Below are 20,105 nucleotides of genomic sequence, written 5' to 3' on the forward strand. Positions count from 1 at the left end.
GGCAGTCGGTGATAGCTTCTCTAAGCGCCCGGTTCATCGAGCACGAATCGATTGGGGCAGCGCCTGATTGCGCATTATCGGCAGGTTAAGTTGATGGAGGCGGCGCTCAATATTGCGGTAGACGCGCCTGGCGTCTTGCCCGATATCGCCATCGCGGTGAATGCCGATACGCTCGCCACCTGGTTGCTGGACGCGGTAGCGCCTATCCTCAATCCACCCCAATGCCAGTTAACGATATTGGTAGACGATCAGGATCACACCTTGCAATTGCTGCGTGAAGGCAGCGTTTTCGCCTGCGTTACCAGCTCGATGGCTGCAGTTGCCGGCACTACCGCTACGCCGCTGGGGGTCGAGCGCTATGTTTGCGCGGCGTCACCAGTATTTGCCGCGCGCTGGTTTAGCGCTGGTTTCACCTCGGCGGCGGTGGCGCAGGCTCCCGCAGTTGTATTTAATGAGAAAGATGCGCTACATGCGCGGTTTTTGGACTGGCGTTTAGGCTGGCAGGGCACATTTCCGCATCATTCCATCGCCTCGGCGGAAGCGTTTGAAAAATTTGTGCATACCGGTCTTGGCTACGGGATGTTGCCGACGTTACAGATTGACGGCGCGTTGGCGAGGGGGGAGTTGGTGGATTTATCGCCCGGGGATGGGATCGATGTGCCGTTGGTGTGGCACGCCTGGAATATTCAGACGCCGTTGACGCAGGCGTTGTCGGCACAGATTATTGAGACGGCACGGCGTAGTCTGGGTTATGTCGATGCGGGGTGATGTGGGGACAATGTAGAGGATGAGCCATCATCGTCACCAGACCACTGTAATTCCATTTCAAGTTGTTCGATTGTCGGTAAATTGGTTGCCAGATTTTCAGGGATTGCGCGTACTAATTGGTAACTGGCAATGCCCATCGGTTTATCCATGCCACGCAGTGCGTATTCCGCCACCGTGCGGTTATGGTCCTTGCATAGCAGTAAGCCTATGGTTGGATTGTCATCTTTAGCTTTCACATCGGCATCAATGGCAGAGAGGTAAAAGTTGAGTTGTCCTGCATATTCCGGTTTGAAGGGAGTGGTCTTGAGTTCAACCGCGACATAACAACGCAGCTTGAGGTGATAAAACAGCAGATCGATGTAAAACTCTTCATCGCCCACGGTTAACCGATATTGTCTGCCGACAAAAGCAAACCCCGCACCCAATTCCAGCAAGAACTTGGTGACATGCTGGATTAAGGCCAATTCGATATCGCGCTCTTGTGCTTCTTCGCCCAGACCAAGAAAATCAAAAATATAGGGGTCTTTGAGTGTATTGAGGGCCAGGTCGGATTGCACCGCAGGCAGCCGGTTGGCAAAATTGGTCTGTGCAGCACCCTGGCGTTGGTGCAGTTTGGTTTCTATTTGGATTCTCAATGCATTGCGTGACCAGCCGTGTTCAATGGCTTTAATTACATACCACTCCCGTTCCCCACGGCTCTTGAGCTTGTCAAGCAAGGTGAGTTGGTGAAACCACGGCAATTGTGCAAGCACCGCTTGCACAAATTCAGGTTCAGGCCACGCATGCGCAAACGCCCGCATATATTTCAGATTACGTGGCGAAAAGCCCTTCATGTCAGGAAAGGCGGCACGTAAGTCTTTTGCCAGTAAATCAATGACTTTGGTACCCCATCCCTGAACCTGTTGCCGCTGCAAAATATCCTGACCGATCTGCCAATACAACAATACGAGTTCATGATTGACGGCCAGGCTAGCCCGTTGTTGAGCCGATGCAATCCGCAGTTTTAATTCGGAAAGCCAGGCCAGATATTCAGGAATAAGAACAGTCTTGTCTGTCATATCAAATCAGGTAATTGTTTGTAAGTTGACCTTATTACCGCGTCACCGGCTTATACCGAATCCGCTTAGGCTTGGCACCCTCTTCACCCAGACGCTTACGTTTATCGGCTTCATATTCCTGATAGTTACCATCAAAGAACGTGACTTGCGAATTGCTTTCGAATGCCAGAATGTGGGTCGCGATCCGGTCCAGAAACCAGCGATCATGGGAGATCACCATGACGCTACCGGCGAACTCCAACAAGGCGTCTTCGAGTGCGCGCAGGGTTTCTACGTCGAGGTCGTTGGACGGTTCATCGAGCAGCAGAACGTTGCCGCCTTGTAGCAAGGTTTTGGCCAGATGCAAGCGTCCGCGTTCACCGCCGGAGAGGTTGCCGACGATTTTTTGCTGGTCACCGCCTTTAAAGTTGAAACGACCCAAATAGGCGCGCGAAGCCATTTCAAAGCGGCCAACGGTGAGGATGTCTGCGCCGCCGGAGACGTCCTGGAACACGGTTTTGCTATCCGACAAGGCGTCGCGATGCTGATCCACGATCGAGACACGGGCGGTCTGGCCGATGGCGACTTCGCCGCTGTCCGGTTGCTCTTTGCCGGTGATCATTTTGAACAGCGTTGATTTACCGGCACCGTTGGGGCCGATGATGCCGACAATCGCGCCTGCCGGGACGGTAAAGCTGAGATTGTCGATTAGCAAACGGTCGCCAAAGGATTTAGAGACGTTTTTGAATTCGATGACTTCGTTACCCAGACGCTCGGCTACCGGGATAAAAATTTCCGAGGTTTCGTTGCGTTTTTGGTATTCATGCTCGCTCAACTCATTAAAGCGGGCCAGACGCGCCTTGCTCTTGGCCTGGCGGCCTTTTGGATTTTGGCGTACCCATTCGAGTTCTTTGGCGATGGTTTTCTGGCGCGATGATTCGGTCGCTTCTTCTTGCTTCAAGCGGTCACCTTTTTGTTCTAACCATGAGCTGTAATTGCCTTTCCACGGAATCCCGTGGCCGCGATCGAGCTCCAAAATCCATTCAGCAGCGTTGTCGAGGAAGTAACGGTCATGGGTAATGCCGACTACTGTGCCGGGAAAGCGTTGCAGAAATTGCTCCAGCCAGTCCACCGATTCGGCGTCCAGATGGTTGGTCGGCTCGTCGAGCAGCAGCATGTCTGGCTTCGATAGCAACAAACGGCACAGGGCGACGCGGCGTTTTTCACCACCCGAGAGCACGCCAATGATGGCGTCCCACGGCGGCAGGCGTAGCGCATCGGCGGCCATTTCTAGTTGCAGTTCCAGATTGCCGCCGTCAGAGGTCGAAATGATCGCTTCCAGACGACCTTGCTCGGTTGCCAGTGCGTCAAAGTCAGCGTCCGGCTCGGCATACGCAGCGTAGACCGCGTCGAGTTTGGCACGCGCTTCAAAGGCTTCGCCGAGGCCGCCTTCAACTGCCTGGCGTACGGTTTGCTCTGGATCGAGTTGCGGCTCTTGCGGCAGATAGCCAATGTTCAGGCCCGGCATTGGCGTAGCTTCGCCTTGAATATCGGTGTCGATACCGGCCATGATTTTGAGCAGCGTCGATTTGCCGGAGCCGTTCAGACCCAGTACGCCGATTTTGGCACCGGGGAAAAACGAGAGCGAGATGTCTTTCAGAATCTGGCGTTTTGGCGGCACGATTTTGCCGACCTTGTTCATTGTGTAGACGTATTGGGCCATAAGGATCTCAAAGAAAGATAAAAAGAAGGAGGTACGCAGGGCGCTAAGGATAACCGAAGTACACTTTGATTAACCTGAAACAGGCCGACTCCAGGGCCATGCTTGCCACAAACCCTCCGCCGAATACAGCACCAGCGCAGCCCAGATAATGACAAAGCCGATCAGCGTGCCGCCATCGAGCGGTTCGTGATATAGCCAGACGCCAATGATCAATTGGATGGTGGGCGTGATGTATTGCAGCAGCCCGAGCAGCGACAGCGGAATGCGCCGTGCACCGGCGGCGAACAGTAACAGGGGAATCGAGGTAATCGGTCCTGCGGCGGCCAATAACCATTGCGATGAGGTCGATGCGCTCATGAAACTGTTGTGGCCTTGCAGTGTGGTGAAGCTTAGCCATGCGAGCGTCAACGGCAACACCAGCGCGGTTTCCAGAGCAAGACCGGGCAAAGGGCCCAGACTGGCAGTTTTGCGCAGCAAGCCGTAGCCTGCGAAAGTGACCGCAAGAATTAATGAAAGCCACGGTGGATGGCCGGCTTGCCAGGTCAGCCAGACCACGGCGCTGGCTGCCAGCGCAATCGAGATCCATTGAATGGGTCTGGGGCGCTCACGCAAAAACATACAACCCAGCGCCACGCTCACCAGTGGACAGATGAAGTATCCCAGACTGGCATCGAGGATGTGATTATTGTTGACAGCCCAGACGTAGGTAGTCCAGTTGGCGGCCAGCAAGAGTGCGCTGGCGGCAAAACCTGCGACCACGCGTGGCTGGCGCATCACGGGGCCTATCCAGGCCCATTGCTTACGACATGTCAGCACCACAATCAGAAACAAAAATGACCACAACATGCGATGCATGACGATATCCAGCGGCGGGATTTCCTCCAGAGCTTTGAAGTAGATCGGAAACAGACCCCACAGGATGTAGGAGGCGAGTGCGCAAAAGATACCTGCTTGCATGGTGATGAGCTAATACGAAAAGGGTGGGCAGGCGGGACCTGGAAATGTGCATATTTTACGCAAAAAGGCGGCAATATTGCGCCAGTTATTCGTGTTGATATCGGCACTGCTTTTGATGTTTGCCAGATGTGCCTGATTCTTCGTCGTTGCGATACAGCACTTATCAGGGCAGAACGATCTTGCCGTAACTCAATGGAGGAATTATAGTTTCTGGCAGAAACTTAATCGCATTTAAGAAGTCTTTGTATCCGTCTTTGCCTATATTTTAGACAGAATAAAACACCCCATAATTCGCCTCGAGCTGCGCCAGCACTGGTTGAGATGCGATTCAGGTGCTCGCTGTCGATAGCTTGTTGAGCAGATGCTGGTAATAAATCTTTTCTGTGCAGTCACTATACTTTCGACCAATTAACGCTCATTTTTCGTTGGATTAACTATGCGGTTATTGAATAAAAAATCTATTATTTACCTTGTCTCTGCCGTCTTGCTTCTGATAGCGCTCTATTTTATTTATCATTTTTTCTTTCCTGCCAAAAAAGAGTCACACTACATTACCGTACCGGTCACGTTGTCGGACATTGAGGACACCGTCTTAGCCAGCGGCACGCTCGAAGCGTTGAAACAGGTGAGCGTAGGGGCGCAGGTTTCGGGCCAGCTCAAAAGCCTGAAAGTGGTGCTGGGGCAGGAAGTCAAAAAGGGGCAGCTAGTTGCTGAGATCGATTCATTGGCGCAGCAAAATGCGCTGGAAAATGCCCAGTCGGCCCTGATTCAGGTACGCGCCCAATACCGCTCTAAACAGGCGGCGCTGGTGCAGGCGCAGTTAAATTTTCAGCGTCAGAAACGGTTGCTTGCGGGGGACGCCAGTTCACGCGGAGATTACGAAGCCGCTGACGCCACGCTGCAAAGCACTTTGGCCGATATCGATTCTCTGAACGCCCAAATCGAACAAGCCAAAATCACCGTCAGCACGGCACAGCTTAATCTTGGCTACACCAAAATCATCGCGCCCATGAACGGCAAAGTGGTCTCCATTGTGACCAAAGAAGGTCAAACGGTGAACTCCGCACAGTTGGCACCCACGATTATTATTCTGGCCGAATTGCACACCATGACGGTCAAGGCGCTGGTCTCTGAAGCTGACGTGATTAAGGTGAATCAAAAACAAGCCGTCTATTTCACCGTACTGGGCGATCCGGACCACCGCTACCCAGGTACCCTTCGCACTGTCGAGTTAGCCCCGGAGTCCATCAGTTCGGATGCCAGCCCTAAAAGCAATGCCACCGCTGCGCCGGTGTATTACAACGCCTTATTTGATGTTCCCAATCCAGATCAGAAATTGCGCATTTCCATGACGGCGCAAGTCACGATTGTGCTCAATGCGGCCAAGGGCGTATTAGTCATTCCTTCGACCGCCTTAGGCAAGCGCGGTAAAGATGGGCGTTATGAAGTCCGGGTGCTGGAAACCAAGGACGGTAAGCAAACGGTGAGTGCGCGACAGATCAAAGTTGGCCTCAATAACCTCAATACCCAAGTGTTGGATGGCCTTAAAGCAGGCGAGCAAGTCATCATTGGCGACGCCAACGGTGTCGATAAAGGTACATCGTCATTGACGATCGGCGGCTAAACATGCAGCGCCCACTATTAGAACTGACCGATTTATACCGTGAGTACCCCTCCGGCGAAGAAACCATCACCGTACTGAACAACATCAACCTGAAGATTGCCGCCGGAGAAATGGTGGCGTTGGTCGGCCCTTCCGGCTCGGGCAAGTCAACCTTGATGAACATCCTTGGCTGTCTGGATCGTCCCAGTCGTGGCAGTTATCACGTCGCCGGGCATGCCACTAGTGAACTTGAGCCGGACGCGCTGGCGCAATTACGGCGCGAGCATTTTGGCTTCATTTTCCAGCGTTATCATCTTTTGCCGGATCTCGATGCGCTCAGCAATGTCGAAATCCCCGCGATCTATGCCGGTACACCGACAGCAACCCGCAAACAGCGCGCGCAGGCAATATTGAGTCGGTTGGGCTTGGCGAACCGTAGCCATCATCGTCCCAGCCAATTGTCCGGCGGTCAGCAGCAACGCGTCAGTATTGCGCGTGCGTTGATGAATGGTGGTCAGGTCATACTGGCTGATGAACCGACCGGCGCATTGGATAGTCACAGCGGCCAGGAAGTCATCAAGATTCTCAAAGAGCTGCATGCCGAAGGTCACACCGTCATCATCGTCACGCATGACATGCAAGTCGCGCAGCACGCCCAACGCATCATCGAAATCAGCGATGGCGAAATCATTGCTGACCGCTTGCACCATCCAGAGGCGGTGGAAGGCAGTACTGCTGTCGCACCGCTCAATACCCATCATGCTAACCGGGCGCACATCGCGCTCGATCAGGGGTCGTCATGGCGCGCCTTCGGCGCGAGTCTGATTGAGGCCTGCAAAATGGCCTTGCTGTCGATGAAGTCGCATCGGCTGCGGAGTTTTTTAACCATGCTGGGTATCATTATCGGCATAGCCTCTGTGGTATCGATCGTCGCCCTTGGCGAAGGATCGCGGATAAAAATTCTCAAAGAGATGAGTTTTCTGGGTACCAACACCATCACGATTTATCCCGGTGGCGGCTATGGCGACGTCAAAGCGGGGGCATTGCGCTCACTGACTTCGGCCGATGCAGACGCGCTGGCGCAGCAGGTCTATGCCGATAGCGCGACCCCCGGCATCAGAACCTCAACGGTTGTGCGCTATCGGAATATATCGGTCAATGCTTCGCTTGAGGGCGTAGGAGAGCAGCATTTCCGCGTGCACGGCATTCTCATTGAAGAGGGGATGGGGTTTACACCTGATAGCGTCAAGCATCAGATGCAAGAAGTGGTGATCGACCACAATACTCGGAAAAAATTGTTTGGTGCTAACGATAATCCGATTGGGCAAGTATTGATGCTGGGAAATATCCCTAACCGGATTATCGGCGTGGCCCAAAAAGAAAAAAACGCGTATGGCGACGGTGGCAGTCTGACCTTATGGGTTCCCTATACAACCGTACTCAGTCGCATTCTGGGCAAATCCCCTTTGCAATCGATCACGGTGCGTATCAGCGATGCGGTCTCCAACGATGCCGCCGAACAGAGCATCGTCAAACTATTAACCCAGCGCCACGGCAGCAAAGATTTCTTTATTCAAAACAGCGATAGCATTCGTAAAGTCATCGAATCGACCACTGCCACCTTGACGCTGCTGATATCAATGATTGCCGTGATCTCGTTGATCGTCGGCGGCATCGGCGTCATGAATATCATGCTGGTTTCCGTGACCGAACGGGTTCAGGAAATCGGTGTGCGGATGGCGGTCGGTGCGCGTCAGGGCGACATCATGCGGCAGTTTTTGATCGAGTCGGTATTGGTCTGTCTGTTCGGCGGCATTCTGGGAATTGGTCTGGCCTTCAGCATAGGCGCACTTATTTCTGCTGTGGGCATTGATTTCCAAATGGTGTACTCGATGACTTCGATCATCGCTGCTTGTACCTGTTCAACCTTGATCGGCATTGTTTTTGGCTTTTTACCGGCCCGCAATGCGGCGCGGTTAAACCCCGTAGACGCTTTGGCAAGAGAATGAAAATAACTACTATGCAATCTAAAAAAATACTTCTTAACGTCAGCATCACGATGGTCGCCGTTAGCCTGCTCGCCAGTTGCGCCGCGCCTGTGCCGTATCAAAACGTGCCAATGACGATACCGACGCAATGGCAACATAGCGCCGAGACGAACACTAGCACGGCCACCCTCAACGATCATTGGTGGGAAAATTTTAATGACCCTGTTCTGAATCAATTGATCGCACTGGCATTGGCACGCAATAATGATCTGGCGGGGGCTGCGATTCTGGTGCGGCGCGCACAATTGCAAGCCGGTCTGGCGGTGATTAATCCGACGGTGTCGCTTGGTTTAAGTACGGCCAATAATCGTAATCTGCGCGGTCAGCCCAACATTAGCAATTCTCAGACCCTCACCGGCTCGGTCGGCTACCAGCTTGATCTGTGGGGCAATTTAGCGAAGCAACGCAATGTCGCCGAGTGGGAGGCGCAGGCAACGGAAGAGGATCGTCAAAGTGCGGCGCTAGCCTTGATCGGTACGACCGCAACCTTGTATTGGAAGATTGCGAACGCGCAACAACACCTCGACGTCAATGACCAAAGCATCGTGTATCTCGGCAAAATTCTGGAGATGGTCAGGTTGCAGCATGACGCTGGCGCTGTCACGTCGCTGGAGGTATTGCAGGCCGAGCAGTCGCTCGCCGTGCAACAGGCAGCGCGCACGCAATTGCTGCAACAGCTGGTGCAATACCGTGCGGCGTTCGCGATTTTGTTCAACGGTCCGCCCGGCGATTCCTACCCTGAAAGCAGCACCTTATCCGCGCTATCTATCCAGGCACTGCCAACCATCGCCGCCGGGCTACCGTCACAGTTACTGAGTCGTCGGCCTGACCTGCGTGCGGCGGAGTTACGGCTGCGCGAAATGCTCACGACCGTCGAGGTTACGCGGACTAACTATTATCCGGCCTTGTCACTCACAGGTTCTCTCGGAAGCAGCAGTACCGCGCTGAGCAATCTGCTGCAAAATCCGGTCGGTACATTGGCGACGGGTTTGACTTTTCCGTTTTTGCAGTGGAATCAGATGCAACTGAGCATCAAAGTGTCGCAGGCAAATTATGAAAAAGCGGTGATCGATTTTCGTCAGACTTTTTATAAGGCACTGAGCGACGTCGAGATCGCCTTATCCGCACGCACCCAGTTTCAGGCCCAGGCCAGCAAGCTGGCGCAATCGCTGGCTGCGGCAAATCAGATTGAACGCCTGTATCAAGAGCGCTATCGGGAAGGCGCTGTGGCGTTGAGAGTATGGCTCGATGCGCAAGATACGCTACGCGCCTCCCAGCTCGCGCAAGCCGACAATATGCTCAATTTGCTCATTAGTCAGGTGACGCTGTATCAGGCATTGGGGGGCGATGCGCGTGTGACACCGGATGAAATGACGCACACAGAGTGAAGCCGGGGATTAGTGGAATTGCTCTTTATTTCCGTATGGCAATCAGTAAAATATTCACTACACTTCAAACACACATTTCTCTCATTTCTCTCATTGAAAATCGAAGAGAAAAGTGGGCAGTTTCATTTTGATCTGACAGTGAAATATTTTATTGGGGAATGACATGCACAGTATTATTCAAAATCGTATAAAAAGTATCTGTTTTTATTATTGTAGCTACGGCGGCGCTATCTTCTGAAGTCATGGCGCAAACACCGCCAGCAGGGGAAACATGTATTGCTGGCATATGTGTACCAATCCCTCCTGTTACCACTATCGAGCAATGCATTGCGGATAATTGTGCGGTGACGAATGTTTCGTGTATTGCTCAATGTTCGGATATTCCGGGGATTTCTAGCTTATAGGTAGTCTGTTTTCTTCCACTTAATGTCCCTCATCCACATTAATCCAACGATTAATGTGGATACTTTTCAGAGATGACGAATACTGCGCGTCAAACCTCCGCAGCAGCCATCAACCGGCAATGTTCCGGCCGCGCAACATACCGATGCAGCACCAGAGCCCCTGCCCCGCACATTGCCATCACAATCACCAACGGCAGCGCCGTGCCGTCATGCCACAAGCTCATGCAGATACCAGCGAGGATACCCAGCGAGAATTGCAGCGTCCCCATTAATGCCGATGCAGTACCGGCTTGATGGCCTTGTTGCGACAAGGCAATCGCGGAGGCATTCGGGCTGATAAAGCCGTAACTGACCATAAAGCCGAAGAAGCCGATCAACAGCAATATCAGACTATTGACGCCGACGGCGACGAGTAAGGTGATGCCGAGCATCAATCCGGCTGGCAACCATAAGGCACGTCCAAGAATCGTGTCTGGCAAGAGTTTGCCGACCAGTCGGGCATTGATCTGCGACGCCGCAATCAAACCGATGGCGTTGGAGCCGAACACCCAGCCGAAATTTTCCGGCTTGATACCGTGCAAGGTGATGAGGACAAAAGGCGAGCCGGTGATATAGGTAAACATTCCCGCCTGCAACAAACCGCCGCATAAGGTGTAGGCCAAAAACTGGCGGTCTAGCAGCAATGTGCCGTATTGTCTGAGCACGCGGCCCAGTAGTAGCGGCGCTGTATGTTGGCGGTCCAGCGTTTCTTGCATGGTCCTGTCAATAGCGATCAGGCACAGCAGACCGAAGATGGCCAAGCCGCCAAAGATCACGCGCCAGCCCCATCGTGTGAGTACTTCACCACCAATCAAGGGTGCCAGAATGGGCGCGATTCCCATTACCAGCATCAAAAGAGAAAAGGCTTTAGCCGAGCCTGCCGCGCCCATCCTATCCCGAATCACGGCACGACTAATGACCATCCCGGCGCAGCCGCCTAGCCCTTGCATAAAGCGGGCGAACATCAGCATCGTGACATCTGGCGCGAACAGGCAGGCGATGGACGCCAGTGTGTATAAACCCAATCCGAAATACAACGGCGGTTTGCGTCCAAAGTGATCGCTCAACGGTCCGTAGAACATTTGACCCACGGCCAGACCTACCAAAAAAGTGGTCAGCGTGAGCTGTACGAGATTGCCGCCAACGCCGAAATCTTTCGCAATAGTGGGGAAACCTGGCAGATACATATCGATCGAAAGAGAGCCGATCGCAGTGAGTGCGCCCAGCAAAATGAGCCAGCCGGGCAGCATTTTTTCTGGCGCAGAAGTTACTTCGTTGTTTGTCATGAATGCTTTGAAATGTGCGCAGAATGTGTGCGGGAATACTGTTAGAGGGAAATTGCGCTGTGGAACTGTTACTGCTGCGGTTGAGGTCTGCAAATAGGGGATGAATCATTGGAAGGACAGATGGCTAATTTTTTTCTGATGATCAAAGACCAGCGCTTTGCCGGGACAACAGCGTCAGCCCGCCACCGCCCACATTGCCATACGCATTCCATTGAAATTGCCGCTAAATATGTCGCCGCATTTTATAGTATTCATTGATTTTTTTCCGAGCGGAAAGGTATGTAGCGCCGCCCCTCAGCCGCCCGATACAATCTTGTTGGCGTAGCGCAAGTTCGCAAACGATGAGGCATATCAATAGATGAATATAAATCAACAACAAAATAATGATTCCCTTTATTATCTTGACGTTGCACGTTCAGGCATTGTTTGCCGCATGTTGATGGACCTGATGCAACACTTCAGAAACGCTTTGGCAGGTAGCCTGTCAGTCGTATTGGTTGCGCGGATAAGATTCACCGGTGCTGGCCATAGGTGTGCGCAAGTGATCATGTTTTAACCTATTCAGATAGCAAATTTAATGAACGGCACCGTCATTCCTGCTCTTTCCCTACTCTCCTTCGCCGTTGCAGTAGTTGCCGCTTATGTTGCCCTGATATTGGCCGGACGTGTGAGTAGCGCGCGTGGGCCACAAGTATGGGCTTGGTTGTTCGGTGGCGGTATTGCGATGGGTACCGGAATGTGGGCCATGCATTTTATCGGGATGCTGGCATTTTATTTGCCGATCGGGATTGAGTACGATGTTGAAAAAACGCTACTCTCGTGGGTGATGGCCGCAGCTGCGTGCTGCTTTGCATTATTTTTAGTGAAGGGGCCACGACTGGGTCGACATCGACTGGTATTGGGCGGCGTCCTTGTCGGCCTTGGCATTTCTGCGATGCATTATCTGGGGATGGCGGCCATCCAGGTCGAGCCGGGATTGCATTACGATCATGCCCTGTTTCTCGTCTCGGTCGCCGTGGCGATCGTGGGCGCGATTGTCGCTTTGTGGCTGGCGTTTCATTTGCGCGGGGGTGACGCCTGGCATACCAATCTGACCCGGCTAGCAGCAGCCATCATTATGGGTTTGGCCATTACCGGCATGCATTACACCGGTATGGCGGCGGCGCGCTTTCCTGGCAATTCGGCCAATCTGTTATGCACCTTTAATGATGGTCTGAACCATAACTGGCTGGCGTATTCAGTCGCCGGTTTTACGCTGGTTGTGCTGGCGTTTATATTGTTGTTATCGTTTATCGATATTCGCAGTCGTCGCCATGCCGACGCGCTCAGAGCCTCTCTTAAATCGGTGCACTCCAGACTCGCTTATTTGGGCACGCACGATGTCTTGACCAGTTTGCCCAATCGCTCCTTGCTCAGCGAAAAAATCACCGAAGCCATCACGCTGGCACAAGCGGACAAGACGCGTAGCCTATTTTCCGTGTTGCACATTAATATCGATCGTCTGAAGACCGTCAATGAGTCGCTCGGGCGCACCGCTGGCGATCAGGTTCTCAATGCTTTTGTGCTGCGTATACGTCAAACCCTGGGGCCGCACGACATCCTGGCACGACTGAGCGGAGACGAGTTCGTTGTCCTGGCCGAGATGGCGCAAATGGCCGACGCAGGCCGTATCGCCGCCAATCTCATCGAATTGCTGGGGCGCCCTTTGCACGTGCCTTCGCATGAAGTCCATGTCACGGTGTCGATTGGCATTAGCGTCTATCCCAGCGATGGCCACAGTGCAGAAGCATTGCTGGCAAACGCGGATACCGCGATGACGTACGTCAAGCAACACGGCCGTAATAACTATCATTTCTTCACGCCCGAAATGCACGCCCGCAACCGTGACCGCGTCGATTTGGAAAGTGGTTTGCGTCCGGCCTTGGCCAGAAATGAATTTCGGATGTTTTATCAGCCCAAGGTGGATATTGCCTCTGGAAAAATTATCGGCGTCGAAGCGTTATTGCGCTGGCAGCATCCCGAGTATGGCCTGGTGTCGCCCGCCAGATTTATCCCGCTGGCCGAAGAAAGCGGCCTCATTGTCGCCATTGGTGATTGGGTCATTGAAGCTGCGTGCCAGCAAAGTCGGCGTTGGCAGGATATGGGCTTAACGATAGGATTAGCTCCGATCCCCATCTCTGTGAATCTTTCTGCCCATCAATTTTTGCAACGCGACTTGGTGGCGAATACGATGGCGATGCTCGAGCGGCATGATATTCCGGGGTCAGGCTTGATACTGGAATTGACAGAAGGGTCGCTCATGGGCAACCCGGAAAACGCGATTGATGTGTTGCGTGAGTTGACCCGGCGCGGCCTACGGGTATCGATTGATGATTTTGGTACGGGCTATTCCAGTCTGAGTTATTTGCGCCGTTTTCCACTCAACGAGATCAAGATCGATCGCTCTTTCATACAGTCTTTGGAGACCAATCAAGAAGATCGTGCCATCGTGCGCGCCGTGGTCACGTTAGCGCATAGTTTGCAGTTGATTGTGGTGGCTGAAGGCGTCGCCAAGGTTGAGCAATTACGGTTTTTGCGGCAGATTGGCTGCGATCAGTATCAGGGATTTTTGTTTAGCGAGCCGGTTCCGGCCGATGTGATGACGGAGATGTTGATGGCATAGCTGAATAACTACGGTACGGTTTTGTCAGCAGATCACCAGAATAAGTCGGATCGTTTTTTTGACTATTCTTCTGTTTTTGTTATGCGTATCGATTTGATGTTTTATTAAAGCTTTGGTACCAATTGTTGAGAGTGTAAATAACGCTGATTTGTACGCACATCTCTGAGTCCATGGATCATAGATAGGACTTACGCAAAACCGCCCCGGCGGCGTTATCCCTCCCAGGCTTACTTTTCGTAATGGCATCAAAGGTCTTCCTTACGGGAACAATTTTGCGTAAGTCCTAAATAATCTGATTGCATCAAACGACCGATTGTTTATGAAAGACGCGATCGTTTTAATGTGCACTTCTCGGTTTCGATCCGCAGGATGTAAAGCTTGTGCATGAGGTCAACAGAAGTCGATATTTTCACGCCACTATTGACTTGGTTTGGTAGGGTTTAAAACTGCTGCGCTATTGCAAAATTTGACTTTTACCATAGCGGTAATTAGGGATACTTCCGAATGTCCCTCGGCAATAAATATAATTATCGCCGATGCGCTTTTGCCTCATAACGGATTCAGTTAACGAGAGCGATCGCAGAGTGTATTACCTGCTTTAGCATCCCCGACCCCTCCGAATAGATGATTCATAAACAATCTTACTCAAGATCAGAAAGAGAGCACGATGCCGTACAGAACCAATCGAACCAATATATCCAATTCTAGTTGCCCCTACCGAGCGCACAATCTAAATAAACCTGGTGCGGATAATAGGGCAAGATCTATCCGCGCCGGCAAATTCAGCGACCAGTTTGTCCGCGGCTCTAGCTGTGTAAGAGAACTTCCGCGCTGCGGGCCTGGCCACCAGAAAATGAATCATATACCTCTGGTTGCGCTATTTACCCTCGGTTCTATCTTAGTGTCAACAATGGCTGCACCGTCCATTGGCTCTATCGGCAGCAGACAAAATACGACCAGGCGGTCGAATTCGTCTTCAGTTTTATCCGCCGAAAGTCAGCAGTTTCAGACCCGCCTTCGGGATGTACATCATGCTTCTTCGTCTGCATTACCCACTGGCTCGGGTAACACGTTTCGCAGAGCAAGGCGGCCGCGTCGGTCAGCCAAAGAGCACAACAGTGCCACGTTCAGAGCGGGAAAAAACGCACCAAAGACAGAACGGACAAATCCCTTATTACCGAGGCCTCAGCAACAATCCAATCCCATCGATCAACGCCGGTTGCAAAATCTGATACAGCGCACTGAGCGCATTGAAAATCAGAACGTACAACATGCCGATCATCATCCGGCATTCCAGTCTTTCAACGCTTCCCGAGTAAGACGCGCAAGGGCTATCGAATGGACTGGAAATATAGCGAACCCTCGGGGTACTTTATTGGGTCGCGACCCATTTATGACTTTTACCGGATTGTTTACTCAGGGCTGGTTGGGTCGGTCGCGAGCTGCTCAAAACGCAAAACTGGCGTTATGGAAAGAGGGGGAGGCTTTGAGGGCTGCGATGAATTACGACCCTCTTACGCAAAATAGTCGCGATTATTGTGAACGATATCTGGAGGTTCTCTTCGAACAGCATGGCCTGCCTGCATCGTATATAAACAAACCCATCGACGCCACAATTTCAGACATACGCCCTATGCTGGGACAAGCCGTCGATAAGATGTCAAAGCAAATACAGCCGATTGAGTATGAGACTAGCTGGACGCCATTACAACTTACGACAGGGATGTATCTCAAGGAGGTATATGAAAAAGCCGGCAAGATGGGAGAGTTTGACATTCATTGGACCAGCGTCTTACCCGTAGAGCTGAGAAAAACCATGATGGGAGACGGACTATGGACTTCGTATCGCGATTTCTTTGAGGAGGGTCTCAACTCAGGACCAATGGCTGATGATGCAATAGTCAGTATTAATGCCATGGTTACCGGCACTCTTTTGGATTCGTACGCAGAGTTTCCAGAAATGGCTAACAATATAGACACGTTAAAACAACAAATCTGTCCCGTCTTTTATCGCGGCACTGTTGTTGCCGGCATTTTCAAGGGGCCGCCCCTCGATCATAAAAGTTCTGACACTTTGTATAGCTTGAATGATGATTTTCCTCCAACGCCGATCGATGGCACTGGCAGATACTTGCTGCGACGACCCCAGTATCAGGCCGCAGTAGCAAAGGGGTTACCCTTAAAAATAACCATCGGCCTGGGTGATTTGTTATTTCAGCCGCAGACAAAGGGAAGGGATTATCCCAGAACAATCGACCCAGACTTTACATTCGGCCCTCCTGGCCCTGGGGATAGGCTATGGGATGCTTACAAAAGTAAATTGAATTTAGATTTGGACACCTCTACATTTTCAAGCACTGAACAAAAGCAAATGTTATATCTGGGACTAACCCAGTCTGGGATGCAGGGAGCTTCATTGATGATGGCACCATTGTTGCCGACATGGATGTTAAGTTTCAATGGCGTAGTCTCCACCCTTCCAGACGTCGTCGCTGCAATGGCTGTCGACAATTCACAGGAGTCGCAGGCGCATCTCGGTAAATTCTTAAGAGGCATATTGGCTGAAGCCGTAGGGGGGCTGGCTTTCGCAGGAAGTAAGGCTCTCCTTAATGTGGGGATTTCCAGAGCGACAGTGAGGATTATCAAAAATCCAATGGAAAAGTATACTGAAATAACCAGGTTATTGGATTTGGCAAAGAACCCGGCTGTCGTACCAAGAGCATCTTTAATGGAGGCGCGCAATATTGTGCATGGTAGGTCAATACTCCCTTTTCTAGTGACTAAATCGGGAGCAACATTAGAGGCGACCAATTCTATTTCAGTGATTATTAATCGATTTATATCATCCCTGGCAAACGCGCCCGAACCCGAAGCGTCGCCGAAAAATGATACTGTTGCTGCCTCACTCTTGACCGCGACAGTATCACCGCCGCTAACCTGGGACATACTGAATGCGGAGCAAAAAGTCCAGCTCACCCTGGCCGATCTGTTAGTCGTACCGAAAACGACTGCCTCCTATCAAAATTTCCTTGATCTGCTTAATGGTTGGGATCAGGCGATTGCCGAGATATTCACCTCAGATAGCCAGATGCCAACCGAGCAATTCGATACACTGCTCGAACCGACGCGTAAATATCTTGCTACAAAATATGCGCTCAAAGATCAGGATGGCAATGTAGACCGCCCTCAGGCACTGGAATTCGCTAATAAAAAGTATGCGATGCAGACTAACCAGTCCGATTTTGACAGAATTTATTTTTATACAATGGAAGAGTCGATGCGAGAGCTCGCAAAGGACACTGTCTTAAGCCGAAATCTCCTCAAACACCCATCAGATACCTTACGCAAGGCGTTATTGCTGGATACGCCTGAGCAGATTAATGCGTTTCTTAATAGCCTGAAAGCAAATGAGCTATTGGAAACTACGGTCGCTGAGATGCGCAACAATCCATCAGAATCACAAGCAAGAGAAATGTCGGCGTTCTCATCTAAGCAGACCGATCTTTTTCTTGAGAGTTTCGACGAAAAGGTGTTGCTTCTGCCCGGAAATCTCCACCGCCTGGCGCTGTTCCATGAATACCTTTGCAGAATGGCTGCCGGAGAAGGTTGGCATTTCAGTCCCCAAAGCCGGATGGAGACAATTGTCGCGAACTTCAAACGCATCCTGGGCGCTGAGGCAGCCATCCCACCCATGATGGTGCAAGTACTTAACAGGCTCAACTACAACAACCATGCCAGCATGGTACTGCCAGGGTTTAACGGACAGTATCTGGATACTTTATGCAATAACGACCTGCTCAATGATATTCCTGCTTATTCAAAACTCGATGGACAACAAAGACTCGCCGTGAGCAAAGCGATATCCGCTGGCACCGGCATCTCTCGGGACTACCCCTTAGGTTCGCTAACGAACTCGGTCGCCAGAGTGCTTAGCCAGTTCGATACAACAGAATTAGCTAAGTTAAACTATCCAGGAAATGAAATCACGGTGTTAAACCAATTGATTGCAGTCGATCTTGCCGCCAACAACGGTGTTGGCAAAATCGACCTGGAATGGGCTAAAGAATTTTGGGAACTGTTGGCTGATAAAAGCAAAACCGTCTCTGGTTTAGCTGAGTGGCTCAACATAGTGCAGCGCAAAGACCTTGATCGACCACGTGACGACATCATCGTCGCCATCCATGAGTTGTACACGATGGCCAACGCAGAGCCAGGCAAGACAATCACGCAGCCAATGATTGAATTAGCGATACAGCTGAAACAAAAATTTATCAGCATACCGCCGATCGACGGAGATTCACCTGATACTCGGACGTGGGCGTGTCTCAATTATTTAACCGAAGCAATGGGTGGACCGCTGCCTGTATCGATTCAACAGTGGAAGGACTGGCTGGAAGCGCAACCGACTAACGCGCAAATTGCGCCAGATGGGAGATCGCCGATTCTACCGAATCAACTCGTCATCAACGCCATGATAACGCGCATGATGGACATAATAGATCCAGATCGGCTCCTCGTCGTTAACCAAGATCAGACACTGCCCCCTTTCGATTTACAGGTAGACCCCCTCGCTGGCGCCAAATTGCTGGCACTAAGTGGGTTTCATGGCATCGAAACGAAGATTGAGGATGTCACATATCCGATAAAGGTGATCGTCAATGAGCGCGATGCTACGACCGTTTTTTCAGAGATGGGAGCGTTGTACGACGGTTACAGCAGGGCGGTAAAAGAGGGGCATCCTATTTTCAACCGGATGTTAGCTATAGATATCTTCCGCGGTCAGTTGTATTCCGGCTGGCCAATAAATGATTACCCCGACGATCCAATTAGGCTAGAACTGGATGGTCGTGACCTCACTAATGATCCGTCTATCAAAACGGCGCCCGCGATTTTGGCTGGACTGAACGATTACTCGAATCACAACGGTACCAAAATATTCGACAAGCATTTCGATATTAACGAAAACGATATTCGCGCCAGCAAGTGCAATCCCGGCCAGTTTTTCAGAAGATGCTACGACGGCAGTTGGTTGTTTCGCCTTATAGTCAACGAGGTCGATCCGGTTCTCGGAAAGTTGACGTGTATTTATGGAGAGTGGCCAGGAACCGATCATGACGAAAATATATATATGCCATGGGATCGCGATCTGTGCGATATCCCAAAAGAAATTGACCTGACCGGTACCGAACAAGACGCCTCTCTCGAGCGTATGTATCTGCAACAATGGCTGGGCAAGATGCTAAATAAAGAGGATGGCCCCGGCTTAATCAACTGGATAAGGAACGTAATTTTGCAACAGGCCGGGTTTGAGGAGCTGGCTTATGACGCGATGGCTTCATCCTCAACTGAGGAGCAGATGCGCGACTTTCAATACGAGGTATGGATTAACAAATTTCTAAACGCCCAGCTTAAAAAAATCACCCCTGCTCCATTTCAGAATGCGACTTTTACCAGTGACGCCAACGCAGCAATAACGGTCCGGCAGTTAACGCGATTGCCGTCGTTACAGCAGCCATCACCGACGAATACATTGTTTAATGCCATTAGCGTAGAGGCCCCTGGTATCGGTATCAAATATCAGGAAGAGCTAGACAGGTTTGTGAATGAGCAATATCTCAAGAAAGGACTCTTTTCCCAATTAATGAGCACTTGCACGGAGCATATTTCAACCGATAATCCTTGGCGCTTCGTCTACCTGGATCAAAGCCAAAAAACGGACATACTGTCAACCTATCAGGCAAGTCATTATGTCGACCATCGCGCAAAAATAGCGTATATGGGAGACCCTGAATCGGTTTTTTTCCTGGGTCCCTATGGTCTCCAACGGCTAGATCGGAAGACCCAGACGATGATTGTCCTCATGGAGATCTGTACCGGGAAAACATATTTGACAACGGAACAAATGCGCAACAATCGTGGCGCAGACGTCCTGCTGGCAAATGCATGCCTGCAGGAGGACAACCACAAAGCGGTGCCCGTGCTTGTCGCCGCAATGATCGATGACAAGGACAAGGACGCCGGTTTGAATCTATTGAAAAACTTCAATCTGATAATAAGAAACAATGATGATGAAAATGAGATCTGCAACAAGCTCATTAAAAAACATCCTCAAAACGTGTAGATCTGGCATAGAACAGATGTGTTCACCATCCATTTTCTGACACTAAAAGGCTTCCTTCGAGGAGCCTTT

At 51.3% G+C, this 20,105-nt stretch carries 11 protein-coding genes; 7 read left to right on the plus strand and 4 right to left on the minus strand.

Going from position 1 to position 20,105, the window contains the following annotated elements:
* Window positions 1-51: 51 nt before the first annotated feature.
* A complete protein-coding gene (locus ACVBEF_RS11525; protein WP_447124086.1) occupies window positions 52-768 on the plus strand; it encodes an ArgP/LysG family DNA-binding transcriptional regulator in 717 nt (238 codons plus the stop codon).
* Here ACVBEF_RS11525 and ACVBEF_RS11530 read toward each other — a convergent pair.
* From ACVBEF_RS11530 to rarD, 3 genes are all read right to left on the minus strand, one after another.
* Window positions 750-1,826: a PDDEXK nuclease domain-containing protein gene (locus ACVBEF_RS11530; RefSeq protein WP_447124087.1), complete on the minus strand. Its 1,077-nt coding sequence runs from the start codon at window positions 1,824-1,826 to the stop codon at window positions 750-752. The two genes, ACVBEF_RS11525 and ACVBEF_RS11530, sit on opposite strands and share 19 nt — an antisense overlap.
* A 34-nt stretch (window positions 1,827-1,860) precedes the next feature.
* Window positions 1,861-3,528, minus strand: coding sequence for an energy-dependent translational throttle protein EttA (ettA, locus tag ACVBEF_RS11535; RefSeq protein ID WP_447124088.1), 1,668 nt, complete (start codon window positions 3,526-3,528; stop codon window positions 1,861-1,863).
* Window positions 3,529-3,597: 69 nt separating this feature from the next.
* Window positions 3,598-4,485 (minus strand): EamA family transporter RarD, encoded by an 888-nt coding sequence (rarD, locus tag ACVBEF_RS11540; RefSeq protein WP_447124089.1) that lies wholly within the window; start codon window positions 4,483-4,485, stop codon window positions 3,598-3,600.
* Window positions 4,486-4,921: 436 nt separating this feature from the next.
* Here rarD and ACVBEF_RS11545 point away from each other — a divergent pair, with 436 nt between their 5' ends.
* Genes ACVBEF_RS11545 through ACVBEF_RS11555 form a run of 3 tightly spaced genes read left to right on the plus strand, consistent with a single transcriptional unit; the run spans window position 4,922 to window position 9,524 of the window.
* Complete coding sequence (locus ACVBEF_RS11545) at window positions 4,922-6,109, plus strand: efflux RND transporter periplasmic adaptor subunit (protein WP_447124090.1); 1,188 nt, start codon at window positions 4,922-4,924, stop codon at window positions 6,107-6,109.
* Window positions 6,110-6,111: 2 nt separating this feature from the next.
* Complete coding sequence (locus tag ACVBEF_RS11550; protein WP_447124091.1) at window positions 6,112-8,097, plus strand: MacB family efflux pump subunit; 1,986 nt, start codon at window positions 6,112-6,114, stop codon at window positions 8,095-8,097.
* Window positions 8,094-9,524: an efflux transporter outer membrane subunit gene (locus ACVBEF_RS11555; protein ID WP_447124092.1), complete on the plus strand. Its 1,431-nt coding sequence runs from the start codon at window positions 8,094-8,096 to the stop codon at window positions 9,522-9,524. Before ACVBEF_RS11550 ends, ACVBEF_RS11555 begins: the two co-directional genes overlap by 4 nt.
* Before the next feature lie 493 nt (window positions 9,525-10,017).
* Here ACVBEF_RS11555 and ACVBEF_RS11560 read toward each other — a convergent pair whose 3' ends face one another.
* Entirely contained in the window at window positions 10,018-11,253 is a 1,236-nt protein-coding gene (locus ACVBEF_RS11560) for a Bcr/CflA family multidrug efflux MFS transporter (RefSeq protein ID WP_447124093.1), read from the minus strand.
* A 120-nt stretch (window positions 11,254-11,373) separates the two neighbouring features.
* On the opposite strand from ACVBEF_RS11560, the gene ACVBEF_RS11565 reads away from it, so the two are divergent.
* The 3 genes from ACVBEF_RS11565 to ACVBEF_RS11575 all read left to right on the plus strand — a co-directional run bounded on the left by ACVBEF_RS11565 (window position 11,374) and on the right by ACVBEF_RS11575 (window position 20,036).
* On the plus strand, window positions 11,374-11,511 hold the full coding sequence (locus tag ACVBEF_RS11565) for a hypothetical protein (protein WP_447124094.1): 138 nt from the start codon (window positions 11,374-11,376) through the stop codon (window positions 11,509-11,511).
* A 319-nt stretch (window positions 11,512-11,830) separates the two neighbouring features.
* A complete protein-coding gene (locus ACVBEF_RS11570; protein ID WP_447124095.1) occupies window positions 11,831-13,915 on the plus strand; it encodes a putative bifunctional diguanylate cyclase/phosphodiesterase in 2,085 nt (694 codons plus the stop codon).
* Between the two features lie 1,393 nt (window positions 13,916-15,308).
* Entirely contained in the window at window positions 15,309-20,036 is a 4,728-nt protein-coding gene (locus tag ACVBEF_RS11575) for a hypothetical protein (protein WP_447124096.1), read from the plus strand.
* Window positions 20,037-20,105 lie beyond the last annotated feature (69 nt).

This window comes from Glaciimonas sp. GG7 (assembly GCF_052976905.1).

Excerpts from the sequence above, each read along its gene's own strand:
- ACVBEF_RS11555 (WP_447124092.1), top strand. The coding sequence starts at position 8,094 with ATGAAAATAACTACTATGCAATCTAAAAAAATACTTCTTAACGTCAGC.
- ettA (WP_447124088.1), bottom strand. The coding sequence starts at position 3,528 with ATGGCCCAATACGTCTACACAATGAACAAGGTCGGCAAAATCGTGCCG.
- ACVBEF_RS11575 (WP_447124096.1), top strand. The coding sequence starts at position 15,309 with ATGACTTTTACCGGATTGTTTACTCAGGGCTGGTTGGGTCGGTCGCGA.
- ACVBEF_RS11530 (WP_447124087.1), bottom strand. The coding sequence starts at position 1,826 with ATGACAGACAAGACTGTTCTTATTCCTGAATATCTGGCCTGGCTTTCC.
- rarD (WP_447124089.1), bottom strand. The coding sequence starts at position 4,485 with ATGCAAGCAGGTATCTTTTGCGCACTCGCCTCCTACATCCTGTGGGGT.
- ACVBEF_RS11560 (WP_447124093.1), bottom strand. The coding sequence starts at position 11,253 with ATGACAAACAACGAAGTAACTTCTGCGCCAGAAAAAATGCTGCCCGGC.
- ACVBEF_RS11565 (WP_447124094.1), top strand. The coding sequence starts at position 11,374 with ATGGCTAATTTTTTTCTGATGATCAAAGACCAGCGCTTTGCCGGGACA.
- ACVBEF_RS11550 (WP_447124091.1), top strand. The coding sequence starts at position 6,112 with ATGCAGCGCCCACTATTAGAACTGACCGATTTATACCGTGAGTACCCC.
- ACVBEF_RS11570 (WP_447124095.1), top strand. The coding sequence starts at position 11,831 with ATGAACGGCACCGTCATTCCTGCTCTTTCCCTACTCTCCTTCGCCGTT.
- ACVBEF_RS11545 (WP_447124090.1), top strand. The coding sequence starts at position 4,922 with ATGCGGTTATTGAATAAAAAATCTATTATTTACCTTGTCTCTGCCGTC.